Consider the following 24,633-nt stretch of genomic DNA (forward strand, 5'->3'; position numbering starts at 1 on the left):
TTTCGCTTACACTTTGAAAAAACACATACAAAGGGTAGGCATGGAGACAACCCGCAGAACCTTCCTGAAGGCCGGCCTGCTGTCGGCGGCGGTCCTGGCCGCCGGCGGCGGCTGGTACCGGCACACGCATCCGGCACCCCCGCGCGGCTTCGTGCTCGACGGCGAGGCGCGCGCCGCGCTCGACGCCATCGTCGCCGCGATCCTGTCCGGGGCCTTGCCGGACGCCCCCGCCGACCGCGCCCGTGCCATCGCCGCGACGACGGCGCGCGTGCATCAGACCATCCTTGGCCTGCCGCTGCCGGCCCAGCAGGAAGTACAGGACCTGTTCGGGCTGCTCGCGCTCGGTCCGGCGCGGCGCCTGCTGACGGGCATCCCGGACGGCTGGGCAGCCGCGAAGGAGGCGGACGTCGCCGCGTTCCTGCAGGACTGGCGCCTGCACCGCCTGTCCCTGCTGCGCACGGCGTACGCGGCGCTGCACGACCTCGTGCTGGGCGCCTGGTACAGCGAGCCCGCGCACTGGGACGCCATCGGCTATCCCGGCCCGCTGAAGGAGCTGGCATGAGCGCAATTCCCGATCCCATCGTGGCCGGCCTCGCGCGCGGCTGGAAGGTCATCGACGGCGCGCGCGAGGAAAAAGACCGCGCGCTGGACGCCGACGTCGTCATCGTCGGCAGCGGCGCCGGCGGCGGCGTGACGGCGGAGATCCTCGCGCTGTCCGGCCTGTCCGTGATCGTCGTGGAGGAGGGCGCACTCAAGTCATCGAGCGACTTCAGGATGCGCGAGGCGGACGCCTACCCGGCGCTGTACCAGGAATCGGCCGCCCGCAAGACGCGCGACAAGGGCATCAACATCCTGCAGGGCCGCACGGTGGGCGGGTCGACGACGGTGAACTGGACGTCGAGCTTCCGCACGCCGCCGGCGACGCTCGCGTTCTGGCAGCAGCGCTTCGGCCTGTCGACGTACAGCGAGGCCGGGCTGGCGCCGTGGTTCGCATTGATGGAAGCGCGGCTGCACGTGGCCGACTGGCCCGGCGCGCCGAACGAGAACAACGACCTGCTGCGGCGCGGCGCGGAGAAGCTCGGCATCCCGACGGGCCTCATCCGCCGCAACGTCAACGGCTGCTGGAACCTCGGCTATTGCGGCATGGGCTGTCCGACGAACGCGAAGCAGTCGATGCTCGTGACGACGATCCCGTCCGCGCTGGACCACGGCGCAATCCTCGTCACGCGCGCCCGCGCCGAACGCCTGGTAATCAAGGGCGACCAGGCCGACGGCCTCGATTGCACGCTGCTCGACGCGGGCGGCCTGCACGCCACCGGACGCCGCCTGCGCCTGCGCGCCCGCCACTACGTGCTCGCGGGCGGCGCCATCAACACGCCCGCGCTGCTGCTGCGCTCGAAGGCGCCCGACCCGAGCGGAAAGCTGGGCAAGCGCACGTTCCTGCATCCCACGCTCGTGTCGGCGGCGCTGTTCCCGCAGCGCGTGGACGGCTACGCGGGCGCGCCGCAGACGGTCTATTCGGACCACTTCCTGCACACCCAGGCGATCGACGGCCCGCTCGGCTTCAAGCTGGAAGCGCCGCCGCTGCACCCCGTGCTGCTGGCGACGACGATGCAGGGCTTCGGCCGCGAGCACGCCGAGATGATGCGCCACTTCCCGCACCTGCAGGGGATGCTGGCGCTGCTGCGCGACGGCTTTCATCCCGAGTCGCAGGGCGGCACCGTGGGCCTGAACGGGGATGGATCTCCGCTCCTCGACTATCCGCTCAACGATCCGCTGTGGGACGGCGCCCGCCGCGCCCTGCTGACGATGGCCGAGATCCAGTTCGCGGCCGGCGCCAGCGGCGTGCAGGTCGCGCACGAACGGGCGCCGCGCTACGCCGGCTGGAACGAGGCGAAGGCCGGCATCGCCGCGCTGCCGTTCGAGCGCCACCTGACGCGCGTCGTGTCGGCGCACGTGATGGGCGGCTGCGCGATGGCGGACCGCGATGGTGTCACGGGGCCCGATGGCCGTTACCGCGGCCTGGCCAACGTGTCCGTGCACGACGGCTCGCTGTTCCCGACGTCGATCGGCGCCAATCCCCAGCTGTCGATCTACGGCATCACGGCACGCCTCGCCAGCGACCTGGCGCAATCCCTCACGGGCCGGCCGGCCGCGCGGCCGCAGGCGTAAGACATGCCGGCCAGCGCCCGCACCCTGCTGCGCCTCGTCCTGCTCGTGCAGCTGGCCGCGGCGCTGCTGGTCGCGTGGGCGCTGCTGCACCGGGGCGTCCCGGCGTGGGGCGCGCTGCTGGCGGGGGCCGGCGCCGTCGTCGTCGTGCGCCTCGCGATCAACATGAACAACTTTGTCATGGCGGCGCGCGCGGCGAGCCACACGTCGCCCGATTACCGGCTCGGACCGGCGGCACGCCTGCGCATGCTGGCCGAGGAGTTCCGGGCCAGTATGCTGGTCACGTCCTGGCACGTGCCGCGCGGCTGCGCGCGCATGTCCCTCCACCTCGACAGTGGCCGCGTGCCCGTGCTGCTCGTGCACGGCTACGGCTGCAACAGCGGCTTCTGGGCGCACCTGGAACCGCTGCTGGACCGCGAGCGCATCAGCCACGCCACCATCGACCTGGAGCCGGTCGCGGGCAGCATCGACGATTACGCGCCGCTGATCGAGGCGCGCGTGCAGGCGCTGTGCGCCGCGACGGGCGCCGCGCAGATCGCCATCGTCGCCCACAGCATGGGCGGGCTGGCGGCGCGCGCGTGGATGCGCTCATACGGGAGCGCGCGCGTGGCCAGGTTGATCACGCTCGGCACGCCGCACCACGGCACGGTGCTGGCGAACCTCGGCCTGGGCGAGAACGCCGCGCAGATGCGGCGGGACAGCGCGTGGCTGCGCGACCTGGCGGCGGGCGAGACCCAGGATGTCCGTGCGCGCATCGTCTCCATCTACACGTACCACGACAACATCGTCGCGCCGCAGGATTCGAGCATCCTTCCGGGCGCGCGCACCATCGCATTCGGCGGCGTGGGCCACGTGGCGCTGGGCAGCAACCCCCGCGTGCTGGCCGAGGTGTTGCGCGTTCTGCGCGAAGTGCAGCCGGCCATGGCCTGAGGGTCCGGTCGATGATATCCTTGCACGTGAGTCCACCCATACTTGTTTCCATGCAACAGAAAGCCCCGCGCCGAACCCGCGAGCGCATCCTCGAGCTGTCGCTGCGGCTGTTCAACGAATTCGGCGAACCGAACATCACCACGACCGTGATCGCCGACGAGATGAACATCTCGCCGGGGAACCTGTACTACCACTTCCGCAACAAGGACGACATCGTGAATTCGATCTTCGTCCAGTTCGAGGCGGAGATCGAGCGCATGCTGACCGTCCCGGCCGGCCGCCGCTCGAACATGGAAGATGTGTGGCTGTACCTGCACCTCATGTTCGAGTTGATCTGGAAGTACCGGTTCTTCTACCGCGACCTGAACGACCTCCTGTCGCGCAACCGCAAGCTGGAACTGCACTTCAAGGCGATCCTCGCCCACAAGATCAAGGTCGCGCGCCAGCTGTGCGAAGACCTGCGCAGCGAAGGTTCGCTGGAAGCGGGCGACGCGCAGATCGGCGCCATGGCGACGAACATGGTCGTCGTCGCCACGTACTGGCTGTCGTACGAATACGTGCGCAATCCGCGCAAGTACAGCGAGCAGCAGGCCATCGCGGACGCGCTTGCGCGCGGCTGCTACCAGGTGCTGTCGATGCTGGGGCCTTACCTGCGCGGCGAGACGCTCGCGCTGTTCCAGCGCCTGTCCGACGACTTCCTCGCCAAACTGCCACCGGAAGCGCCATGAAATCCATCGCCGTCTATTGCGGCGCCTCGCTGGGCGCCGATCCTGTCTATGCCGACGCCGCCCGCGGCCTGGCGCGCGCCCTCGTCGAGCACAACATCGGCCTCGTCTATGGCGGCGGCAAGGTGGGCCTGATGGGCGTGATCGCCGACGAAGTGCTGCGCCTCGGCGGCGACGCGACGGGCGTGATCCCGAAGCACCTCGTCGAGCGCGAAGTGGGCCACGCCGGCCTCACGCGGCTGTTCGTCGTGAAGGACATGCACGAACGGAAGGCGATGATGTCCGACCTGGCCGAAGGCTTCATCGCCATGCCGGGCGGGATGGGCACGCTGGAAGAACTGTTCGAGATGGTCACGTGGGCCCAGCTGGGCATCCACGCCAAGCCCATCGGCCTTCTCAACGTGAACGGCTTCTACGACGGCCTCGCGTCCTTCATCGACCATCTCGTCGGCACCGGCTTCGTGCGTCCCGCGCACGCGGAGTTGCTGGTGCGCGACGCCGACCCCGACGTGCTGATCCGCCGCCTGCGTCAAGCCTGATCCAATCGCTCGATGTTTGCGGAAACATTGACCGTTTCCTGATCGCTCAACGAGCGAATCAGGGTGTCTCCCTGCGCCCTGAAATGATATCGATCGCGCGTCCCTAACATCATTGTTGTGCGCTATCATATTTTGGCAGCAGCACAAGGCGATTCGGCTTGCACGATGAACGCGATACGCGTCGATCCCCATCCACCACGACAACGGGGCCGCCGCACGCCGGATCGATTTCGATATCGAGAAGGAGACACCATGATCAACAAGCGTCGCAACCGCCTGCTCAAACTGCTCGACGAGCGCAAGGCGGCCACCGTGCACGAGCTGGTCGAATCGCTGGACGCGTCGCCGTCCACGATCCGGCGCGACATCAGCTGGCTCGCCGCCCGCAACCTCATCCACCGCACGCGCGGCGGGGCCGAGACGACCCCGCGGAAGAAGCGCCTGGGCGGCCTCGCCAACGACACCTTCGCCGACAACCTGCGCGCCAACGCCGCGCGCAAGTACGCGATCGCCCGCCACGCGGCCGCGCTGTGCGAGGACGGCGAGACCATCATCATCAACGGCGGCACGACGACGTTCATGATGGCCGACTTCCTGGCCGACCGCAGCCTCAAGATCATGACCAACTCGTTCCTGATGGCCGACCGGCTGCTGGCGACGAGCCAGAACGAAGTGCTGATCCCGGGCGGGACCGTCTACCGCGACGAGAACGTCATCCTGTCGCCGTTCGACAACGATGCGACGGGCGACCAGTACGCCTCGAAGATGTTCATGAGCGTGTCCGGGCTGTCGATGCTGGGCCTCGTCGAGACCGACCCGCTGCTGATCCGCGCCGAACGGCGCCTGATCGGCCAGGCCGAGAAGCTCGTCGTGCTGGTGGACAGCTCCAAGTTCGCGCGCCGCGCGGGCCTGATCCTGTGCAACCTGAAGCAGGTGCACACGGTGATCACGGACAGCGGCGTCGCCGACCTGTCCGTGCAATGGCTGGAGCAGGCGGGCGTGAAGGTGATCGTTGTCGAGCCGGAGACGCCGCCGGCGCAGGATTGCATTGCGTTGGATGGGGCGCAGTTGGGGCTGCACGGGACCATGTGCGCGATGCTGGCCTAGCTAGGTCGTCCCCGGACTAGGCGTTCCCCTCGGCGGGGATCCAATTTGCACGCGTTATCGCGGCGAGCAAAACTTGGCGGGATAGCGCCAATGGCGCTATCCCGCCTGCGCGCTAGTGTCCGGAATATTGTTCTCAAAAACCGTCAGAAACAGCATCGTCATTCCCGCGCAAGCGGGAATCCATACTGAGTATGCTAACTACGTTCTTCATTTCCACCTCGTTGGCTACAAAGAGTCGACTTCGAGCAGTTTTTAGGCTGACTCAAGGCAGCGGCTTCAACCCCTCGGCCCGCACGACCCACTTCCCGTTGTGCGGAAACCCGGGCGCCGCCCCGGCCGGCGCGCCATCCCAGCCGCCCGCCATCATCGCGACGGCGGCCAGCAGCGCGCCGTTGCCGGGCAGGTAGACGGGCAAGTCCGTGTTCGGATTGTGCCCGGCCGCCGTGTAGCCGTTGTTCGGCACGCCCGTCTTCATCAGCACGTCGACGGCCGTCTCCGGACGGCCCAGGCGCGCCGCCGTCATCGCGATCATCGGATAGTCCCAGCCCCAGATCTTCGCCTTCCAGTCCCATCGCGCGAGCACGGCGTCCAGCGTGCGGTCCATGACGGCGCGGTCGACGCCGGCGCCCGGCAGCTGCCCCAGCGCCATCAGGAACGACGGGTGGTCCTGGCGGCTGGCGACGTCGTCCCACGTGTCCGGGACCGATTCGAGCGCGACGTATTTGCCGTCCTTGACCGGGAGGGCGGACAGGTGCCGGCGCTTTTCGTCCCAGTCGCTGTTGCGCGGCAGGCCGAGGCGCGTGCGCCAGGCCTGCGCGATGTCCAGCGCCGTCGACCAGTACGACAGTTCGTACGCCGGGTTCATGCTGGCGGCCGGATCGTGGATCTCCTGCGCGATCCACAGCGGCGGGCCCAGGACCCAGCGTTTGTACCTGTCGTCCCACGCGAGCATCGACGCCATCGCATCGGCCGTCGCGAACACGAGGTTGCGGTAACGCTGGAGCGTCGCGGGCGTGGGGTCGGCGCGGTACAACAGTTCCGCGAGGTGGATCGGGTGCGGCTGGTTCCACACGATCAGCGGATTGCCGCCGGGGCTCTCGCGCCCCTGCGGACTCGTCATCTTGGGCCAGCGCGCACCCTGCAGCCCGCGTGCCGCCGCGACGGCGCGCGCGGCGGGCAGCGTGGCGCGGAACCAGTCCAGCGCGCGCGCCAGGTACACCGGGCGGCCCCACAGCGCGAAGTGCGCCGTGTGCCACCAGATCATCTCCGTGTGGTGCTTGCCGTACCACGTCGACGTCGTCAGCCCGCTTTCCTGCGGCGGAAAATCGCCGCCCGCCTGGATCGCCGTCAGGTATTGCGACAGCACGACGCGCCGTTCCAGCTCGGCCGCGCGCGGATCCGTGCTGCCGCTGAAATCGACGGCGCCGCCGCTCCGCCAGAACGCGGGCCAATGCGCGGCGCTGCGCGCGAAGACGTCCGCCGCATCCGGCGCCGGCTTGTCCGGCGCATACGCGAGCGTGAAGGCGAGCACCCGGCCGGACTTCGGTCGCAGTTCGAACGTGTGCGGCGCCGGTGTCGCGATGGTCAAGGGCATCGAGGCGCGCAGCGCCGCACCGTAGCGATAGCCGTCGCGCGCATGCGCGAGCACGAGGGTGTCGGCCGTGCGCGTCACGATCGTCGTCGTGTGCGACGCCGGCTGCGACCAGTCCAGCGGCGGATTCTGCTTGATGCCGCCGACGTAGCCGCGCGGAAGCGCGAACCGCACGGCCAGGCCGCGCCCGAACAGCGTCGATTCGATGCGCACGGCGAGCGTGTCGCGGTCCGGGTCGACGGCCGTCGTCACGACGACCCGTTCGCCGTCGATGGTGTACGCGCTCGTGAGCACGCCGCGCCACAGGTCGAGGCGCTGGTCGATCGCGCCCACGTCCGCCAGCGCGAGCGGTTTGCCGTCGCGGTGCGTGTAGGCGATGGCGAGCTGGCCGAGCGGCTGCGGATGCGGATTCTCGCGCAGCCAGGCGGCGGCCGGCACGTCCATCCGCGTCGGATAGTCCACGGTCTTGCCGTGCGCCGTGTAGGCCTTGTTCGCGTCGGCGAGCTTGTACCCGTGCGGATTCGGATCTTCGTGCCACGCCCACCGTGCCTGCGTTTCGAGGCCGATGCCGTCGGCGCGGTAATGGTCGGCGAAGGTCTGCAAGCCCGTCACGTCGGCGGTGAAACAGAAGCGGCCATTGCCGACGCTGAGCGGCGCCCACGGGTCGGGCGCCGTCAGGCGCGGGGAATGACGCGTGACGAGGGCCTGGCGGTCGATGCGGTCGGCCGCGTGCGCGGGCAGGACCGACACAAGCAGCAGCAGGGCGGCGATGGCAAAGGCGGGCATGGTGTCTCCAGGGATGCGACAGCCGATGATAACTGCCTGCCTTTCCCCTTGTTTTCCCATTTTGATCACGTTTTTGACCAGATTTCCTTTCGGTCAGTCCACTGAGCGGTCGCCGATTGACCCTGTTCGAGGCGGCTGTCTACCATCTTTACGCCCATCGATAATCCATAAGGAAAAACGGCATGAAGACGAGACGCAAGCAAAAGCGGGCCCGCGCCCACCACACAACAACGATGTCCGCGTTACTGATCGCGGCAAATCTCGGTTGCCACGCGAACGCGCAGGAAGCCGACGCACCGAAGCCCGAGGAGAACAAAGTCGTCGTGACCGGCTCCCGCCTGGCCAGCCGCGGCTTCCTCGCCCCGACGCCCGTGACGACGGTCGACGCGCAGGAACTGAAATTGACCGGCACGCAGAACCTCGAGGTGATGCTGTCGGATACGCCGCAGTTCACCGCGAACCAGCTCAGCAGCCCGACGGCGAACACGGTGCAGCCGGGCCAGCCGTCCGGCACGTCGACGCTCAACCTGCGCAACCTGGGGCCGACGCGCAACCTGGTGCTCGTGAACGGCCGCCGCTTCGCCATCACGGGCCCGGATTTCACCACCGACGTCAACACGATCCCGGCGGCGCTCGTGAAACGCGTGGAGACGGTGACGGGCGGTTCGTCCGCCGTGTACGGCTCGGACGCCATCTCCGGCGTCGTCAACTTCATCCTGCGCGATCATTTCGAAGGCGTGGAGATCAACGCGCAGAGGAGTGTCGACCAGCCCACGCGCACGCCGAACGATTCGATCGATCTCACCGTAGGCGGCAATTTCGGCGGGGGCAGGGGCAATGTCGTCGTCTCCGTCAACTACATGGACCGCGACGGCTTTACGCGCGGCGAACGTGGCGGCTGGGCGCTGCCGTCGCTCGGAGATGGCTGCGTGACGGCGGCATCGTGGTCGTCCACGCGTCCCGGCACGCCGCTCGCGGTGCCGGCGGGGCAGACCTGCGTGGCGGCGGGCGGGCGTCCGGGCCTGATCTTCAGCGGCTCGTCGAACGTGCCGACGGGACGCATCGGCAACCTGCCCGTCGTCGGTTCCGCCGCGTCGAATCCGGCACTGAACGCGGCGCTCATCGCGGCCGGGCTGCAGAACATGTCGACCCTCGGCGCCATCTTCGACCCGACCGGCAGGACGGTGCGTCCGTACGCGGCGCCGGGCGATGCGTACGATCTCGGCCCGCTGTCGTACATGGTGACGCCGCAGAAGCGCTGGATGAGCAATGCGTTCGCCCACTACGATTTCAGCGAGCGCGCCACCGGCTACATGGAGGCGCACTTCAGCAGCAATTCCGCGAGCGTGCAGATCGGCCCGACGAGCGCCAGCGGCAACTTCCTCTTCAATACGAACAACCCGTATCTGAGCCCGCAGATGCAGGAAGTCCTGCGCCAGCTGGACCTGCGCGAGACGGGCACCACGCGCGTCACCAATGGCACGTCGTCGCTCACCACCACGCCGGGCGACGGTCTCGCCGTGTTGAATTACAACCGCCGCTTCTCCGACCTGGGCGGACGCGTGGCGGACACGGACCACCAGGTCTACCGCATCGCGCTGGGCCTGCGCGGCAGCCTGCCGGACGTGTCGGAACGCTGGCTGCGCGACCTGAAGTACGACGTGTACTACACGAAGGCGCGCACGACGGAGACGCAGGACCAGGCGGGCTCCATCTCGCTGAGCCGCTTCCAGAACGCGACCCTGGCGCAGAACGGCGCGGCGCCCGTGCTGAATCCGTTCGGCCAGAACCTGACGGAGGCGTCGGCCAATGCGATCTCGGTGGCGTCGAAGTCGAAGATCACGGCGGAGCAGAACGTCCTGGCCGGTAACGTGGCGGGATCGCTGATGGACGTGCCGGCCGGCGCCATCGACTTCTCCACGGGCTTCGAGCGCCGCTACGCGTACAGCGCCTACAGCCCCGACGTGTTCCTGTCGTCCGGCGACGTCTCGGGCTGGAACGCGGCCCGCGCGACGAAGGGCTCGACGACGGTGAAGGAAGTGTACGGCGAGGTGCGCGTGCCGCTGCTGGCCGACAAGCCGTTCGCGAAAAGCCTGTCCGTATCGGGCGCGTTCCGCCGCTCCGATTACGACGTCGCGTCGGTCGGCAAGGTGTGGACCAGTTCCATCGGCGCGGAATGGGCGCCCACCCGTGCGCTGACGTTCCGCGCGCAGAAGCAGAAATCGATCCGCGCCCCGAACGTGGGCGAGTTGTTCGGCGGGCAGGGCACGAACGGCCCGACCGCGACCGACCCGTGCTCGAGCCGCGCCCCGCTGGCGCAGCAGACCCAGGCCGTGCGCGTGCTGTGCGAAGCGACGGGCGTGCCCGCGAACCTCGTGTTCGACCCGGCCGTCCAACCGTCGCCGTTCATCACGCAGGTCGTCGGCGGCAACCCGGACCTGTCGGCGGAAACGTCGCACACCGTCACCGTCGGCGCCGTGTTCATGCCGCCGTCCGTGAAAGGCCTGCAGCTGAGCGTGGACTGGTACCGCATCACTGTCGACGACGCGATCTCGACCCTCGGCGGCGGCGGCATCCAGTCCGTGCTCGACCTGTGCTACAACACGATCCGCAACGCGGCCAGCGTGTACTGCCGCGCGATCAACCGGGATCCGATCACGGGCCAGATCGCGGCACCGACGTACGTGATGACGACGAACGCGAACATCGGCGGCATCGCGACGCGCGGCGTGGACCTCGCGGGGCACTACAATTTTACGAGGGACGGCATCCAGTGGACGCTCGATTCCAACTGGACGTACGTGAACGAGCTGACGTTCACGCCGATCCAGGACCTGCCCGGGCTGAAGAACCGCTGCGTGGGCACGTGGGGCGGCACGTGCGGCCAGCCGGTACCGCGCTGGAAGGGCACGACGCGCGTCAGCATGAAACGGGGACCGCTGCTGCTGTCGGCCCGCGCACGCTATACCGGCCCCGTGACAGTCGACTCGTACGCGCTGGCCGCGAACCCGCCCGCGCTGGAATCGCTGACGAATCCGAAGATCAAGTCCTATACTTGGCTGGATTTGACCGCCGGCTGGGAATTCAGCCGCATGGTCAACCTGACCGGCGGCGTGCGCAATGTGCTGGACAAGGATCCGCCGATCCTCGGTTCCGCGCAGCTGCCGGCGAATAACACGATCCCGGCCACGTACGACACGCTCGGACGCCAGCTGTTCGTGACCCTGAACGTGAAACTGTGAAGGAGACCCGCAAGATGACGGAACGACGTACCCTGCTGCGGGCGGCGCTGCTGGCGCCGTGGCTGCTGCCCGCCGTCGCGCGGGGCGCGGCGTGCGCGGGGCGCCGCGTGCGCGGCGCCGGCTGGGCCGACGCGCTGCGGCGCGACCTGGACGCGATGGCGGACGAGCTCACGCGCACCCTGCGCCCGTGGGCCGTGCCGGACAAGGTGTTCGTGCCCGAGGCTTACGGCCTGCGCACCGGCGAACTGGCGACGCCCGCGATCCGGCGCGCCGTCGACGCCTGCGCGGCGGCCGGCGGCGGCATCGTGCGGCTGGCGCAGGGCGACTACGTCAGCGGCACGATCGACCTGCGCTCCGGCGTGATGCTGGAAGTGGCGGAAGGCGCGCGCCTGCTGGCCAGTACGGACTTGAAGGACTATCCGGAGCGGCGCGCGCGCCGGCCCACGGTCCAGGACAGCAATATGGGAATGAACCAGTCGCTGATCTTCGCCGAGGGCTGCACGCGCGTCGGCGTCCGCGGCAAGGGCCTCATCGACGGGCGCGGCACGCCGGACAACTTCCCGGGCCAGGAAACGACCGGCGCCACGCCGGGCCGGCCGTTCCTCATCCGCATGCTCGATTGCAGCCAGGTCGTCATCGCGGACATCCGGTTGAAGGATTCGCCGTGCTGGATGCAGAACTACCTGAACTGCGACAACCTGATCGTGGACGGCATCCACGTCGAGAACCAGGCGAACCACAACAACGACGGCATCGACATCGACGGCTGCCGCCGCGTCATCGTGCGCAACTGCTTCATCAGCGCCGAGGACGATGCTCTGTGCTTCAAGGGCGCGAGCCAGCGGCCGATCGACCAGGTGCTCGTCGAGCACTGCCGCCTGTACAGCACCTGTAACGCGCTGAAGTTCGGCACGGATTCTCAGGGCGATTTCCGCAACGTGCTCGTGCGCCACGTGGAAGTTGGCGGGCCGGCGGCCGACATGCGCGCGATGAAGCGCCGCAAGGCCGACGGCGGCATCTCGTGGGAAACCGTCGACGGCGCCACGGTCGAACGGGTGCTCGTGCACGACGCGCACATCGTGCGCGCCGAGAGTCCGCTGTTCCTGCGCCTGGGCGACCGCGGGCGCGTGCGGCCGGAACAGGCGCGCCCGCAGCCGGGCCGCCTGCGCCGCATCGTGTTCGACCGCATCACGGGCAGCGACAACGGCAGGCGCGGCTCGTTCTTCACGGGCGTGCCCGGCCATGCGATTGAGGACGTGCTGCTGCGCGACGTCGACCTGCCCATGACCGCGACGACCGAGCCGGCGATACGCCAGCAGGACATCCCCGAAGCGCCCGCCGGGTATCCTGACCCGCACATGTTCTCACCCGTGATGCCCGCCTACGGCCTGTGGACGCGCCACGTGCGCCGCCTGACCTTGCAGCGCGTACGCTTCACCACCACCGGCCCCGATCCGCGCCCGATGCTGCTGGCGGGCCCCGACGCCGACTCTCCCTGCACACCATGAAATCACTCGTCTTCCTGCTGGCCATCCTGCTGGGCACCGCGCACGCGGCGGAACCCGTGCAAACCTACCGCAACCCGATCCTGTACGCCGACTATTCCGATCCGGACGTGATCCGGTCCGGCGACGATTACTGGCTCGTCGCGTCGAGCTTTCACTTCTCGCCGGGCCTGCCCGTGCTGCGCTCGAAAGACCTCGTGCACTGGACCATCGCCGGCCACGTGCTGCCGCGGCTCCCGTTCGACCCTGCGTACGACATGGTCCCGCCGTACACCCTGACGGACAGCACGTCGAAGCCCGTCACGGGACAGCGCTATGCCCGCGGCGTGTGGGCGCCGTCGCTGCGCGCGCATGCGGGTAAATTCTACGTGTACTGGGCGACGCCGGACGAGGGCATCTTCATGAGCACGGCGAATGACCCGGCCGGGCCGTGGAGCGCGCCCGTCGCCGTCGTCGCCGGCCCGGGCTACGAAGATCCGTGCCCGTTCTGGGACGACGACGGCAAGGCCTACCTCGTCCACTCGAAGGTCGGCGCCGGGCCGCTGATCCTGCATGCGATGAGCGCGGACGGCACGCGCGTGCTCGACGCAGGCAGGACGATCGTCGAGGACAAGGTCAACCTGCCCACGCTGGAAGGGCCCAAGGTCTACAAGCGCAACGGCTATTACTACATCTTCGCGCCCATCGGCGGCGTGGGCCACGGACCGCAGGCCGTGCTGCGCGCGCGGCGTATCGACGGGCCGTACGAGGCGCGCAAGGTGCTGCTGCCGGGGAATGGCATCGAGGGGCCGCACCAGGGCGGCTGGGTCGAGACGCCGTCGGGGCAGGGCTGGTTCATCCACTTCAACCGCACGGGCGCGTTCGGGCGCGTTGCGCACCTGCAGCCGGTCGTGTGGAAGGATGACTGGCCGGAGATGGGACAAGCCGGCCTGCCCGTGCTCGAGGGACCGGTCCCGGACACGGGCCGCAGCGCGCCCGCGGACCGGCTGCAGGACTCGGACGAATTCGCCGCGCCGGCGCTGGGCCTGCAATGGTCGTGGAACCACAATCCGGACGACGCGCACTGGAGCCTCGCGCAGCGGCCCGGCTATCTGCGCCTGCAGGCCAACGAGGCGAAATACCTCGTCGGCGCGCGCAACGTCCTCACGCAGATCCTGCAGGGCCCTGCGTCCGAGATCACGACACGGCTGGAACTGCAAGGGCTGGGCGAGCGCCAGCGCGCGGGCCTCGTGCTGTTCGGCGTCGGCGTGCCGTGGGTCGGCGTCGTGCACGAGGATGGCAAGGACTATGTGACGGTGGCGAACGGCGGCGTGGAGACGCGGGTGGGCAAGGTCGACGGCAAGGCGATCGTCCTGCGCGCGGCCGTGGCGGAAGACCAGACCGTGCGCTTCTCGTATGCGCGCGACGGCAGCGGGGACTTCCATGCGGCCGGCACGCCGGTGAAGCTCGCGCCGTTCTCGTGGTGGAAAGGCAGCCGGCCCGCCGTGTTCACGTGGATCAAGGGCGACACCGACGCGCCGCGCGAGGGCGGCGGCCCGCGGCCGATCGTGCGCGATTACGTCGACGTCGACTGGTTCCGCGTGACCCGGTCCGGACGCTGACGGCGTCAGGCCTCGATCACCCGGTTGCGTCCCGCCACCTTGGCCGCGTACAGGGCCTTGTCGGCGCGGTTCACGGTCTCGGCGATGGGCTCGTCGGGGTGCCAGATGCTCAGGCCGGCCGAGAAGCTGACGCGCTCCGTGGCGCCATCGCAGGGCTCCAGTGCGGCCACGCGCGCGCGCATGCGCTCCAGCACGGCGCGGGCGTTGGCGGGCGTCGTGTTCGGCAGCATCAGCAGGAATTCCTCGCCGCCCCAGCGCGCCAGCGCGTCGCCTTCGCGCAGCTCGGCGCGCGTGGCCCGCGCGAAGTCGCGCAGCACGCTGTCGCCCGCCGCATGGCCGAAGCTGTCGTTGATCCGCTTGAAGAAGTCGATGTCGAGCACGGCGATGCAGGTCGGTCCGCGCGCGGCGTCGCGCCGGCGCTCTTCCTGCGCCAGCAGCTCGTTCATGTGGCGGCGGTTGGCCAGCTTGGTCAGCTCGTCGATGGTGGCCAGCGTGCGGATCGTGTCGAGCGCCGTCAGCAGCTCGTCCTTCTGGGTCTTCAGGCGTGCGCGCAGCTTGCTCATTTCGCCGGTCAGCAGGGTGACCGCAAGCGAGGCGACCGCCACGAACACGAAGTTCACGGCTTCGGCCGCCGGCGGAAAATGCAGCGGATCATGCGCTGCGTGCCACCACATCGTGCCGCCCATGACGGACAGGTTGAAGGCGGTCAGCATCAGGGTCTGGCGCGGACGCAGGGCGAAGACGCAGAACACGACGATGACCGGCAACCCCACCAGGGTCGCGCCGCGCAGCGGCCCGGCGATCGAATAGCCCCAGACGTGGCAGCTGATGCTGAAGATGCCCTGCAGGCCCGCCAGGATGGTCGGCGCGAGCCCGATGCGGGCGCCGATGCGCACCAGCGGGTAGAACACGGCCACGCCCGCGGCGACGTAGAGGCAGATGGCACGGGCCTGCGGCTGTCCCGCGAGCGCGGCGGGGCCGAACAACATGCCGATGACGATCGTGTACATGATGGCCGTGCCGGCCCAGTATTGCAGCATGCGGTGCAGCTTGCGGTCCGCGCCGAACAGCATGCGCGCCGCCTCGTGGCGGGTGATCATGCTCGTGCCCCCGCCAGTTGCGCAACGTCGCGCGGCTGGCGTTGCTGGGCCTGCAGCATCTCCGTGATGCGCTCGGCCGGCACTGGAGGGCTGAACAGATAGCCCTGCATCTCGTCGCAGTCGTTCGCCAGCAGGAAGTCGCGCTGCTCGACCGTCTCCACGCCCTCGGCGATCACGCGCAGGTGCAGGCGGTGTCCGAGCGAGATCACGGCCAGCGCGATCGCCTGGTCGTCCGAGCTGGAGGCCAGGTCGCGCACGAACGACTTGTCGATCTTGAGCGTCGAGATCGGGAACGATTTCAACGCGGACAGGCTCGAATAGCCAGTGCCGAAATCGTCGATCGACAGCGTGACGCCCATCTCCTTCAGTTCGCGCATGCGTTCGATGGCCTGGTTCAGGTCGCGCATCAGCAGGCTTTCCGTCACTTCCAGGTCCAGCGCGCAGGGCGGCAGGCCGGTGTCGCGCAGGGCGCCGGCGATGCGTTCGACGAGGCGCTTTTCCTCGAACTGGCGGGCCGACACGTTCACGGACACCGTGAGCGGATCCAGCCCCGCCGCGCGCCATAACTGGGCCTGGCGGCACGCGGTGCGCAGGACCCATTCGCCCAGGCCGACGATCAGGCCCGATTCCTCCGCGAGCCCGATGAAGCGCATCGGCGGCACGATACCGTGTTCCGGATGGCGCCAGCGGATCAGCGCTTCCACGCCGAACAAACGGCCCGTGCGCAGGTCGACCTTCGGCTGGTACAACAGGTGGAAGCGCCCCGCGGGGGCTTGCAGCGCGGGCGCCTGGCCCTCGGTGGCGTCGTGCGTCTCGTCCGCCAGCGTCGCGTCCAGCGCCCGGCGCATATCCTCCAGCATCACGAGCTTTGCCTCGACGCTGGCATTCATCTCGCGTGTGTAGAACTGGAAGTTGTTGCTGCCCAGGTCCTTGGCGCGGTACATCGCGGCGTCGGCGTTCATCATGAGGGTCTTCGGGTCCTCGCCGTCGCGCGGGTACACGACGACGCCCATGCTGCAGCTCACGCGCACGGCCTGGTCGCCGATCTGCACGGGCTCCGTGACGGCTTGCCGGATCTTTTCCAGCACGGGCGTGAGCGCGAGCGGGCTTTCGCCGGCCTCCGGCAGCAGGATCACGAACTCGTCGCCGCCCAGGCGGCCGAGGGTGTCCGTGCGGCGCAGGCAGGCCTCCATGCGGCTGCCCACGACCTTCAGCAATTCGTCGCCGGCGTTGTGGCCGAGGCCGTCGTTGACGAGCTTGAAACCGTCCAGGTCGACGAAGGCGAGGGCGAGATGGCCGCCGTTGCGGTGGGCGTTGCGCACGGCCTGGTCCAGGCGGTCGCGGATCAGGCTGCGGTTCGGGAGGCCGGTCAGCTCGTCGTGGTGGGCCATGTGGCGGATGCGTTCCTCGGCCAGCTTGCGCTCCGTGATGTCGCGCACCATCGCGACGGCGCCGCCTTCGACGGGCACGATCTGGCGCTGCAGCCAGCGCCCGGCCGTCGGGCCAGCGGTCGCCTGCCACTCGGCCTCGATGACGCGCTGTTCGAGCACCACTTGCACGAGGTGTTCCCACATGCCGTTCGTGCGGCAATACGGCAGCGCATCGCCCAGCAGCTGGCCGCGCAGCGCCTCGCTGGCGATGCCGGTGAAGAGTTCGGACCGGCTGTTGGAGCCCTCGACGAGGAAGTCGACGATGGTGCCGTCCGTGCCCGTCACGCTGCGCAGCACGAAGAACGCGTCCGGGCTCGCTTCCGACGCGGCCGCATAGGTCTGCTGTGCCTGGCGCTCGCGCCGGCGCGCCTTGGCCACCTGCCACGACCACGCGCTGATCATCGCGACGACGGCGACGAGCAGCGAACTCGCGGCCGTCGCGCCGACGAGGTAGGTGCCGTAGTGCTGCTCGTACTGCGCCATCTGTTCGCTGTCGGCCAGGCCCACGACGACCGTGAGCGGGAAGCCCGCCAGGCGGCGCGCGCCCGCATAGCGTTCGATGCCGTCCGGCGCCGTCGGCTGCGGGGCCAGGGCTTCCTCCTTGATGCCGTCGAGCGCGATCGGCTGGCCCCACGACACCTTGTCGCCGATGCGCACGGCGCGCGCGACGCCGTCGCTGCCGACGAGCGCCAGCAGGCCCAGTTCGCCCCCGCGCGAGCGTTCGTACGAGCTGGTGAAATACGCCGGATCGACTTCGACGATGGCGACGCCGGCGAAGCGCCCGTGGCCATCATCGATGCGGCGCGTGAAGTGCAGGTGCGGCTCGGACCGTGCGGTGTCGCCGACGGTCTGGCTGACGAATACCGCGTGGCCGCCGCCGTTCGCGTGCACGGTGAAGTAGGGCGCGCGCGACACGTCATGCGCCGGCATGGACGGATTGCTGTCGACGATGGTGCCGTCGCGGTCCGCCACGCTGACCTGGAACACGAGGCCGGGCGGCAGCAGTTCCTCGGCGCGCAGCGTGGGCAGGGCGGCGTGGGGGCCGTTCAGTTCGACGGAATACTTGATGACCTTCAGCGTCTGGTCGATGGCGTTCAGGTTGCGCGCGACCTGCGCCTCGTACGTCTCGAGCTGCTCGCGCACGGCATCGCGCGCCGCGTCGACGGCCGCGCGCCGCTCCGTTTCGATGAAGTGGAATGTCGCGATCCAGATCGCCAGCAGCGGCAGCACGGCGAACAGCGGCAGCGCAAAATAGGTCTCGAGGGCGCGCGCGAGCCAGCGCGGACGGCGGCGGTCGGAGGCGGCGGGCGACGTCATCACTGCACCACGAGGACCGCGCGCACGCTCGCGTCGAGCGCGCTGCGTTCGATATACCCGATCGCTTCCGGATCGTCGGCCACCTTGCGCCGTACGGCCGCGCTGTCCGCCAGCTCGGAGGGCGGCTGGCCGCGGCCCGTGAAGACCAGCTTCGACCAGTGCGCCTTCAGCAGCGCGGGGGTCTTGTTCGTCACGCGCGCATAGAACTCGTCGCGCATCGGCGCGCCGAGGCGCAGGTCGAACGGCACCGCTTCCGTGCCGTCCGGGAAACGCACGGACTGGCCGAGGAAGATCGCGGCCACCTGGTCGGCGCGCAGCGCGGCGACGGGATTGCGCACGGAGACGATCACGACGAGATCGGCCGCTGTCGCCGGCGCGCCGGCCAGGATGCAGCACAGCAGGGACGTGCCCAGCTGGCGGGAATACTTGAGCGTCGCCATGCTAGTACACGAAGTCGAGTGCGACGCTGGCCACGTGGACCGGGTGGCCTGGCACGAAGCGCGTCGTCGGGTTGATGAACGTGCCGCGCGAGCCTTCCAGCGGCGTCACGCGGTCGTATTGCAGCTTGAGGGCCATGTTCGTGCGCAGGTCCCAGCGCACGCCCGCCGCCTGCGATGTCTGTTGCGGGATCGTCCACAGCAGGGTGTTCAGGCCGGCGTTCAGCGCGGCCGCCGCCGGCGCCAGCGACGGGGGCAGGGCGGCGACCGGCAGGCCGGGATCCGTCGTCGCGCCGGCGGCGCGCACGCGCGCATACGTCGCGTACGGCGTGAACGCCCGCCAGCGCCAGCCCGCGCTGACGTAGGCGCTGCGCGTCGAGCCCAGGAAGGAACGGCTGACCGTGCGGCCCGCTTCGGCCATCACGAACCACGCGCCCGGGTCGTAGTTCACGCCGATATTCGCGAGCATCATGCGCTTGTGGTCCAGCGCGTAGCGCCGGGTCAGGTCCCGGCCGACGGGGCCGAAGGCGTCGAACGCGCGGAACAATTCGGCGCCGATGTCGCTGGAGATCTCGGCGCTGGCCACGTTGGCGCGCACGCTGAGCGCGCCCCAGTCGCTCGTGTTCGAGATACCGACGCCGCGGCGCCCGTACACGTGCAGCGGCTCGATCAGCGACACGGCGCTATGGCCATAGAACACCTGCGACGCATTGCGGACCGGTCCCACGCCCCAGCGCAGCGTGGCGTCGATGCCGTCGCTGCTCGTCACCGGGAGGACGTCATAGCCTTCGACGGGCGGGCGCACCCACGGATACGCATAGCCGACCTTGCGGTAGTCCGCGGTCAGGAAGACGGGCAGCGCGATGCGGCCGACGCGCAGCGCCAGTTCGGGCGTCGCCTGGTACTTGATGTTGGCCCATTCGACGCGCGGCCGGTAGGTGTTGTCGAGGCCTTGTTCGCTGACCACCTGCAGCACGGCCGACCAATGGCGCGCGAGCGTGGCGTCGAGCTGCACGCCGAGGCGGCTGTCGACGTCGGTGCTCCAGCGGCGCGTGGCGCCGGCACCGTTGGCCTTGAAGACGGACGATGTGTAATCCGCCTCGCGTTCGCTCGCGTGCACGACGCCCAGCGTACCGAAGCCGGATATGCGCCAGTCCGGCTTGTCCTGGGCGCGCGCGGCGCCGGCGGCGGCAAGTCCGGACAGCGAAAGAAACAGGAATTGGGCGAGGCGTTGTTGCTGCATGGGTCTCGTCGGGATCGGCCGAACGGCCGGAATTCATTCAGCCTGCGCGGACGGCAGGCACCGGGCGCAGGAAGCGCCGATCTCGACTTTAATCGGTGTGCATGCGGAAGTCGACAGCTTTTGGTCCGCGGCGGCCGATGTTCAATATCCTGTTGTGCTACGGCAACGAGGGATGGTGGTCATTTCGGCCATTCATCATGCTTGATACAACTTCCGGAGAGCGCTCGGGGATCGATCACGCCCACAGCCGTTCGCCGCCCAGATCCAGCTGGGTGAGATAGAGGCGCACGTCGAATTCGAACTGGTGGTAGTCCGGCTCCATCCAGCAGCACAGTTTATAGAACGCCTTGTCGTGGTCTTTTTCCTTCAGGTGCGCCAGTTCGTGCACGGCGATCATGCGCAGGAAGGCCGGTGGCGTGTCGCGGAACACGGTGCCGATGCGGATCTCGTGCTTGGCTTTCAAACGGCCGCCCTGCACGCGCGAGATCGCGGTGTGCAGGCCGAGGGCCTGCTGGACGATGCCGATCTTGCTGTCGTACGCCACTTTCGAGACGGGCTCGGCGTTGCGCAGGTATTCATCTTTCAGATCCTGCACGTAGCCGTACAAGGCCTTGTCGGTGCGGACGTCGTGCGCGTCGGGATAGCGCTGGCGCAGGTGGTCGGCCAGGCGGTTGTCGGCGATCAGGCGCTCGACCTGGGACAGGATGTGCGCGGGATACGCAGCCAGGTATTTGAGGTGGGAAGCGGTGGACATAAGCCTGGAACTGTAGCACGTCCATGTTCCAGGCGCATCTCCCGGCAATGCGATGAGCGACCGCGCCCGGCACGGCGGCGCGGTCGGCGCTTGAGCGCTGTGGTGAGGGGAATCTTCCCGAAGTTCAAGACTCCTTGCTGCCCTGGCGGTTGCCCGCCTGGGTGCCCGCCTGGTTGCCCGATTTTGCGGCGGCGGCGGCGCGGTTGGCCGATTGCCGGCTTTCCCCGCCCTTGCGGCCGATGTCGGCCATGTGGGCGCGGTTGCGGCTGACCACTTCGCCGCCTTTCTGGCCCGCCCGGCGCGCTTCTTCCGAATCGAATTCGTGCGCCGTGCCCTTCTGGTGAGCGGCCTGGCCGCCCTTGCTGGCGATTTGACGCTGCTGGTTCTGGTCCATCGCAGCGAAACCGCGCTTGGCCGGCTGGCTTTTCTGCTCGTTGCCGCCGGCGTCGGCCGCGCTCTTGTGGCCGCCTTCCTTGCTTGTCGCCATATCGATCTCCTTGTGCCTGAACTATCAACGAGCGTTCATGGATGCGCTCGTGCGGTTAGAGAGGCAGGGGATCAAATGGTTCCGGCGGCGTGCGGTTGGTTCAATGTGCGTCGTCCGTCACCTTCAGCACCAGCTTCCCGAAGTTCTTCCCTTCGAACAGCATCGCGAGGGCGTCCGGGAAGTGATCGAGGCCTTCGACCACGTGCTCGCGGCTCTTGATTGCCCCTGCCTGCAGCCAGGCGCCGAGGCGTTGCACGCCTTCCGGATAGCGCGCCGCGTAGTCGAACACCACCATGCCTTCCATGCGCGCCCGGTTCACGAGCAGCGACAGGTAATTGGCCGGGCCGCGCACGGGCGTCGTGTTGTTGTACTGCGAGATCGCGCCGCAGATCACGATGCGCGCCTTCAGGTTGATGCGGGCCAGCACGGCGTCGAGGATGTCGCCGCCCACGTTGTCGAAATAGACGTCCACGCCCTGCGGGCAATGTTGCTTGAGTCCCGCCGGGACATCGCCCGCCTTGTAGTCGATGCACGCGTCGAACCCGAGCTCCTCGACGACGTAGCGGCATTTGTCCGGCCCCCCGGCGATGCCGACGGCGCGGCAACCCAACTGCTTCGCCACCTGGCCGACGGTAGCCCCGACGGCGCCCGCCGCGGCCGACACGACGACGGTCTCTCCCGCCTTCGGCTGGCCGATGTCCGTGAGGCCGAAGTAGGCGGTCATGCCGGGCATGCCCAGCACGTTCAGCCAGGCCGGCAGCGGGGCGAGCGCGGGATCGATCTTCATGGCCGCGGCCGCCTTCGCGTCGACGGGGCCCGTCCAGTACTGCTGCACGCCGAAGCTGCCGGTCAGGGTGTCGCCGACGGCCACGTGCGGCGAGTTCGACGCCTCGACGACGCCGATCCCGCCCGCGCGCATCACTTCGCCGATGGCGACGGGACGGATATACGACTTGCCTTCGTTCATCCAGCCGCGCATGGCCGGATCGAGCGACAGGTAGAGCACACGCACGCGCACCTCGCCGTCCTGCAGCGGCGCGAGAGCCTCCTCGGTCAGCTGCCAGTCGGTGGGCTTGGGCATGCCGACGGGGCGGGCGGCGAGGCGGAACTGGCGATTCGTTGTCATTTGCGTCTCCTGTTGAAACCGGGGTCAGAGCCCGGTTTTAGGCAATTTCTTTAAATCGGGCTCTGACCCCGGTGTGGGGGAAATGCCGGGATGGCAATCCATGCGACAATGGCCGGGCTCAGTCAACCTCAACCATTCTGAAGTTTTTAGCAATGTATCCAGAATATATCCTGACCTTGTCCTGCCTGGACCACCGCGGTATCGTGCTGCGCGTCTCGGGCTTCCTGGCCGAACATGGCTGCAACATCATCGACTCGGCCCAGTTCGGCGATCCGGAATCGAAGCTGTTCTTCATGCGTATCCACTTCGCGCTGGAAGACGATGCCATTTCGGACGAATTGCTGCGCGCCGGTTTCGGTTCGCTGTGCGGGGACCTGGGCGCGGACGGCGCACTGCACGACGCCGGCGCCAAGCCGCGCGTGCTGATCATGGTGTCGAAGATCGGCCATTGCCTCAACGACCTGCTGTTCCGCTACCGCAGCGGCCTGCTGCCGGTGGAGATTCCGGCCATCGTGTCGAACCACATGGACTTCTACCAGCTCGCGGCCAGTTACAATATCCCGTTCCACCACTTGCCGCTCGAGGCCGGTGCCAGCGAATCGGCCAAGCTCGCCCAGGAGGCGCGCATCATCGACTTGCTGGATACCCACCGCATCGACCTGGTCGTGCTGGCGCGCTACATGCAGATCCTGTCGCCGGGGCTGTGCGATGCCTTGAAGGGCAGGGCGATCAATATCCACCATTCGTTCCTGCCCAGCTTCAAGGGCGCGCGTCCGTATGCGCAGGCGCATCGCCGCGGCGTCAAGCTGATCGGTGCGACGGCCCACTTCGTCACGGGCGACCTGGACGAAGGCCCGATCATCGAGCAGGACGTCGAGCGCGTCGACCACGCCATGAGCGTGGAGCAGCTGACGGCCATCGGCCGCGACGTCGAGAGCGTCGTGCTGGCCCGTGCGGTCAAGTGGTTCGTGGAACACCGTATCCTGCTGAACGGCGACAAGACCGTCGTGTTCAGCTGAACCATAAAATAAAAGGCAACACTCGAGCATGGCCCTGAAAGCAACGATTTACAAGGCAGACCTGAACATTGCGGACATGGACCGCAACTATTACCAGGAGCACGCGCTCACGATCGCGCGGCATCCTTCGGAAACCGACGAGCGCGTGATGATCCGCCTGCTCGCCTTCGCCTTGCACGCCGACCCGGCGCTCGCGTACGGCAAGGACCTGTTCGACGTCGAGGAGCCCGCACTGTGGCTCAAGGACCTCACCGGTGCGATCGACCTCTGGATCGAGGTCGGCCAGCCCGACGAACGCCGCCTCATGAAGGCGGCCGGCCGGGCCGGACACGTGATCGTGTACTGCTACAGCGCCACCAGCAACATCTGGTTCAAGGGCCTGGCCAGCAAGCTCGAACGTACCAAAAAGATTTCCATCATCAACATCCCGGCGGAAACGAGCGCCCAGCTGGAGCAGATGGCCCAGCGTTCGATGCAGCTGCAATGCACGATCCAGGACGGCCAGGTGTGGCTGACGGACGGCGAGCGCACCGTGCAGGTCGAGCGCGAAGTCCTGATGGCCGAGCGCTGATCGACTGGACAAAATGTCACAGGGGCCGCGTGCGCCAGATCGTGCATCCACGGCTATAATCGGCACATGTCGACTATGCCGATTCGTTCGATGACAAAGCGCCTGCGTTTCGTGTGGCTGGCACTGTTCGCCGTGCTGCTGAACGCGCTCGCGCCGACGGTCTCGCATGCGGTGGCCGCCAGCCGGCCGACGATTCCGCTGGACGTCTGCAGCGTGGACGGCGGCGCCTCGTTCGCCGCCGCGGCCGCGCTGCTCGTGCAGGACGAGCATGCCGGCATGAGCGTCCTGGACGATTGCGGCTATTGTCTCGCCCACGCGGGCAGCCACGGCCTGCCGCCGCCCGTGCACCCGCCGCTCGCGCTCGTGGACGGCACGGAAGCCCGTCCCTTCCTGTTCCATCACGCGCCCCGTCCGCTGGCCGTCTGGCTCGCGGCCGTGCCGCGCGGTCCGCCTGTCTTTGCCTGACTCGTATTTCCCTTCGTTCCATTTTTTGTCAGGTAAAGTCATGTACAACAAATTCCTCGTGCTGGCCGCGGCCAGCCTGTTCACGTCGTCCGCCGCGTTCGCCCAGGTGACCGTCGGCGACCCGTGGATCCGCGCCACCGTGCCGGCCCAGAAGACGGGCGGCGCCTTCATGCAGCTGCGTTCGCCCAAGGCCACGCGCCTCGTCGATGTGCAAAGCCCCGTCGCGGGCCGCGCCGAAGTCCACCAGATGGCCATGGAAGGCCAGACGATGCGCATGCAAAAGGTCGACGGCATCGACCTGCCGGCCGGCCAGAGCGTCAACCTGTCGTCCGGCGGCTACCACGTCATGCTGTTCGACCTGAAGCAGCAGCTCAAGGAAGGCCAGCAGGTACCGCTGACCTTGACTTTCGTCGGGGCGGACAAGAAGCGCGAGAACGTCACCGTGCAGGTGCCGGTCAAACCGCTGACTTACACCGCTGCTCACTGACG

General features: G+C 68.4%; 21 protein-coding genes. 13 read left to right on the plus strand and 8 right to left on the minus strand.

The genetic code is table 11. The features are described 5' to 3' along the window. Positions 1 to 40: 40 nt before the first annotated feature. The 6 genes from ASD28_RS12040 (at position 41) to ASD28_RS12065 (ending at position 5,470) form a co-directional block, all read left to right on the plus strand. Positions 41 to 562 carry a twin-arginine translocation signal domain-containing protein gene (locus tag ASD28_RS12040; RefSeq protein WP_056127537.1) on the plus strand — a complete coding sequence of 174 codons (522 nt, stop codon included), beginning with the start codon at positions 41 to 43 and terminating at the stop codon, positions 560 to 562. Then, positions 559 to 2,172 carry a GMC family oxidoreductase gene (locus tag ASD28_RS12045; protein ID WP_056127540.1) on the plus strand — a complete coding sequence of 538 codons (1,614 nt, stop codon included), beginning with the start codon at positions 559 to 561 and terminating at the stop codon, positions 2,170 to 2,172. The genes ASD28_RS12040 and ASD28_RS12045 overlap by 4 nt, the downstream gene beginning before the upstream one ends. Positions 2,173 to 2,175: 3 nt before the next feature. Then, the gene (locus ASD28_RS12050) at positions 2,176 to 3,099 is read left to right on the plus strand and encodes an alpha/beta fold hydrolase (RefSeq protein WP_056127543.1); all 924 of its coding nucleotides are present in this window, start codon (positions 2,176 to 2,178) and stop codon (positions 3,097 to 3,099) included. A 50-nt stretch (positions 3,100 to 3,149) separates the two neighbouring features. Beyond that, positions 3,150 to 3,827, plus strand: coding sequence for a TetR/AcrR family transcriptional regulator (locus ASD28_RS12055; RefSeq protein ID WP_056127546.1), 678 nt, complete (start codon positions 3,150 to 3,152; stop codon positions 3,825 to 3,827). Then, positions 3,824 to 4,363 carry a TIGR00730 family Rossman fold protein gene (locus ASD28_RS12060; RefSeq protein WP_056127549.1) on the plus strand — a complete coding sequence of 180 codons (540 nt, stop codon included), beginning with the start codon at positions 3,824 to 3,826 and terminating at the stop codon, positions 4,361 to 4,363. Before ASD28_RS12055 ends, ASD28_RS12060 begins: the two co-directional genes overlap by 4 nt. Before the next feature lie 252 nt (positions 4,364 to 4,615). Next, positions 4,616 to 5,470, plus strand: a complete 855-nt coding sequence (locus ASD28_RS12065) for a DeoR/GlpR family DNA-binding transcription regulator (RefSeq protein WP_056127552.1) — start codon at positions 4,616 to 4,618, stop codon at positions 5,468 to 5,470. A 262-nt stretch (positions 5,471 to 5,732) separates the two neighbouring features. On the opposite strand, the gene ASD28_RS12070 is transcribed toward ASD28_RS12065, so the two are convergent. Beyond that, positions 5,733 to 7,847 (minus strand): hypothetical protein, encoded by a 2,115-nt coding sequence (locus tag ASD28_RS12070; RefSeq protein ID WP_056127555.1) that lies wholly within the window; start codon positions 7,845 to 7,847, stop codon positions 5,733 to 5,735. A gap of 182 nt (positions 7,848 to 8,029) precedes the next feature. On the opposite strand from ASD28_RS12070, the gene ASD28_RS12075 reads away from it, so the two are divergent. From ASD28_RS12075 to ASD28_RS12085, 3 genes are read left to right on the plus strand one after another with little or no spacing between them, the layout of a single operon-like run. Beyond that, positions 8,030 to 11,089, plus strand: coding sequence for a TonB-dependent receptor domain-containing protein (locus ASD28_RS12075; protein ID WP_082577707.1), 3,060 nt, complete (start codon positions 8,030 to 8,032; stop codon positions 11,087 to 11,089). A 14-nt stretch (positions 11,090 to 11,103) separates the two neighbouring features. After that, entirely contained in the window at positions 11,104 to 12,597 is a 1,494-nt protein-coding gene (locus tag ASD28_RS12080) for a glycoside hydrolase family 28 protein (RefSeq protein ID WP_056127557.1), read from the plus strand. Next, positions 12,594 to 14,195, plus strand: coding sequence for a glycoside hydrolase 43 family protein (locus ASD28_RS12085; protein WP_082577708.1), 1,602 nt, complete (start codon positions 12,594 to 12,596; stop codon positions 14,193 to 14,195). Before ASD28_RS12080 ends, ASD28_RS12085 begins: the two co-directional genes overlap by 4 nt. Positions 14,196 to 14,200: 5 nt before the next feature. On the opposite strand, the gene ASD28_RS12090 is transcribed toward ASD28_RS12085, so the two are convergent. The 7 genes from ASD28_RS12090 to ASD28_RS12120 form a co-directional block, all read right to left on the minus strand. Then, entirely contained in the window at positions 14,201 to 15,295 is a 1,095-nt protein-coding gene (locus ASD28_RS12090) for a diguanylate cyclase (RefSeq protein ID WP_056127560.1), read from the minus strand. Beyond that, entirely contained in the window at positions 15,292 to 18,042 is a 2,751-nt protein-coding gene (locus tag ASD28_RS12095) for an EAL domain-containing protein (RefSeq protein ID WP_056127563.1), read from the minus strand. The genes ASD28_RS12090 and ASD28_RS12095 overlap by 4 nt, the downstream gene beginning before the upstream one ends. Then, positions 18,042 to 18,482, minus strand: coding sequence for a hypothetical protein (locus ASD28_RS12100; RefSeq protein WP_056127566.1), 441 nt, complete (start codon positions 18,480 to 18,482; stop codon positions 18,042 to 18,044). Before ASD28_RS12100 ends, ASD28_RS12095 begins: the two co-directional genes overlap by 1 nt. 1 nt (position 18,483) lies before the next feature. Further along, a complete protein-coding gene (locus ASD28_RS12105; protein ID WP_056127570.1) occupies positions 18,484 to 19,722 on the minus strand; it encodes a porin in 1,239 nt (412 codons plus the stop codon). 235 nt (positions 19,723 to 19,957) lie between these two features. Further along, positions 19,958 to 20,476 carry a YgjP-like metallopeptidase domain-containing protein gene (locus ASD28_RS12110; RefSeq protein ID WP_056127573.1) on the minus strand — a complete coding sequence of 173 codons (519 nt, stop codon included), beginning with the start codon at positions 20,474 to 20,476 and terminating at the stop codon, positions 19,958 to 19,960. Between the two features lie 124 nt (positions 20,477 to 20,600). Beyond that, positions 20,601 to 20,963, minus strand: coding sequence for a KGG domain-containing protein (locus ASD28_RS12115; RefSeq protein WP_056127576.1), 363 nt, complete (start codon positions 20,961 to 20,963; stop codon positions 20,601 to 20,603). A 100-nt stretch (positions 20,964 to 21,063) separates the two neighbouring features. Beyond that, positions 21,064 to 22,089: an NADP-dependent oxidoreductase gene (locus tag ASD28_RS12120; RefSeq protein ID WP_056127579.1), complete on the minus strand. Its 1,026-nt coding sequence runs from the start codon at positions 22,087 to 22,089 to the stop codon at positions 21,064 to 21,066. A 152-nt stretch (positions 22,090 to 22,241) separates the two neighbouring features. Here ASD28_RS12120 and purU point away from each other — a divergent pair, with 152 nt between their 5' ends. The 4 genes from purU (at position 22,242) to ASD28_RS12140 (ending at position 24,631) form a co-directional block, all read left to right on the plus strand. Continuing rightward, the gene (gene purU / locus ASD28_RS12125; protein WP_056127582.1) at positions 22,242 to 23,108 is read left to right on the plus strand and encodes a formyltetrahydrofolate deformylase; all 867 of its coding nucleotides are present in this window, start codon (positions 22,242 to 22,244) and stop codon (positions 23,106 to 23,108) included. A 28-nt stretch (positions 23,109 to 23,136) separates the two neighbouring features. Further along, entirely contained in the window at positions 23,137 to 23,679 is a 543-nt protein-coding gene (locus tag ASD28_RS12130) for a YaeQ family protein (RefSeq protein WP_056127586.1), read from the plus strand. 90 nt (positions 23,680 to 23,769) lie between these two features. Beyond that, positions 23,770 to 24,144, plus strand: a complete 375-nt coding sequence (locus ASD28_RS12135) for a DUF2946 domain-containing protein (RefSeq protein ID WP_056127589.1) — start codon at positions 23,770 to 23,772, stop codon at positions 24,142 to 24,144. Between the two features lie 40 nt (positions 24,145 to 24,184). Beyond that, entirely contained in the window at positions 24,185 to 24,631 is a 447-nt protein-coding gene (locus tag ASD28_RS12140) for a copper chaperone PCu(A)C (protein WP_056127592.1), read from the plus strand. The last annotated feature ends 2 nt before the right edge of the window (positions 24,632 to 24,633 follow it).

The organism is Massilia sp. Root133 (genome assembly GCF_001426525.1).
Classification (GTDB): domain Bacteria; phylum Pseudomonadota; class Gammaproteobacteria; order Burkholderiales; family Burkholderiaceae_D; genus Telluria; species Telluria orientalis.

Coding starts and splice junctions, on each gene's coding strand:
- ASD28_RS12105 (WP_056127570.1), bottom strand. CDS start 19,722: ATGCAGCAACAACGCCTCGCCCAATTCCTGTTTCTTTCGCTGTCCGGA.
- ASD28_RS12100 (WP_056127566.1), bottom strand. CDS start 18,482: ATGGCGACGCTCAAGTATTCCCGCCAGCTGGGCACGTCCCTGCTGTGC.
- ASD28_RS12040 (WP_056127537.1), top strand. CDS start 41: ATGGAGACAACCCGCAGAACCTTCCTGAAGGCCGGCCTGCTGTCGGCG.
- ASD28_RS12130 (WP_056127586.1), top strand. CDS start 23,137: ATGGCCCTGAAAGCAACGATTTACAAGGCAGACCTGAACATTGCGGAC.
- ASD28_RS12065 (WP_056127552.1), top strand. CDS start 4,616: ATGATCAACAAGCGTCGCAACCGCCTGCTCAAACTGCTCGACGAGCGC.
- ASD28_RS12060 (WP_056127549.1), top strand. CDS start 3,824: ATGAAATCCATCGCCGTCTATTGCGGCGCCTCGCTGGGCGCCGATCCT.
- purU (WP_056127582.1), top strand. CDS start 22,242: ATGTATCCAGAATATATCCTGACCTTGTCCTGCCTGGACCACCGCGGT.
- ASD28_RS12085 (WP_082577708.1), top strand. CDS start 12,594: ATGAAATCACTCGTCTTCCTGCTGGCCATCCTGCTGGGCACCGCGCAC.
- ASD28_RS12070 (WP_056127555.1), bottom strand. CDS start 7,847: ATGCCCGCCTTTGCCATCGCCGCCCTGCTGCTGCTTGTGTCGGTCCTG.
- ASD28_RS12140 (WP_056127592.1), top strand. CDS start 24,185: ATGTACAACAAATTCCTCGTGCTGGCCGCGGCCAGCCTGTTCACGTCG.
- ASD28_RS12110 (WP_056127573.1), bottom strand. CDS start 20,476: ATGTCCACCGCTTCCCACCTCAAATACCTGGCTGCGTATCCCGCGCAC.
- ASD28_RS12045 (WP_056127540.1), top strand. CDS start 559: ATGAGCGCAATTCCCGATCCCATCGTGGCCGGCCTCGCGCGCGGCTGG.
- ASD28_RS12090 (WP_056127560.1), bottom strand. CDS start 15,295: ATGATCACCCGCCACGAGGCGGCGCGCATGCTGTTCGGCGCGGACCGC.
- ASD28_RS12080 (WP_056127557.1), top strand. CDS start 11,104: ATGACGGAACGACGTACCCTGCTGCGGGCGGCGCTGCTGGCGCCGTGG.
- ASD28_RS12135 (WP_056127589.1), top strand. CDS start 23,770: ATGACAAAGCGCCTGCGTTTCGTGTGGCTGGCACTGTTCGCCGTGCTG.
- ASD28_RS12050 (WP_056127543.1), top strand. CDS start 2,176: ATGCCGGCCAGCGCCCGCACCCTGCTGCGCCTCGTCCTGCTCGTGCAG.
- ASD28_RS12055 (WP_056127546.1), top strand. CDS start 3,150: ATGCAACAGAAAGCCCCGCGCCGAACCCGCGAGCGCATCCTCGAGCTG.
- ASD28_RS12075 (WP_082577707.1), top strand. CDS start 8,030: ATGAAGACGAGACGCAAGCAAAAGCGGGCCCGCGCCCACCACACAACA.
- ASD28_RS12120 (WP_056127579.1), bottom strand. CDS start 22,089: ATGACAACGAATCGCCAGTTCCGCCTCGCCGCCCGCCCCGTCGGCATG.
- ASD28_RS12115 (WP_056127576.1), bottom strand. CDS start 20,963: ATGGCGACAAGCAAGGAAGGCGGCCACAAGAGCGCGGCCGACGCCGGC.
- ASD28_RS12095 (WP_056127563.1), bottom strand. CDS start 18,042: ATGACGTCGCCCGCCGCCTCCGACCGCCGCCGTCCGCGCTGGCTCGCG.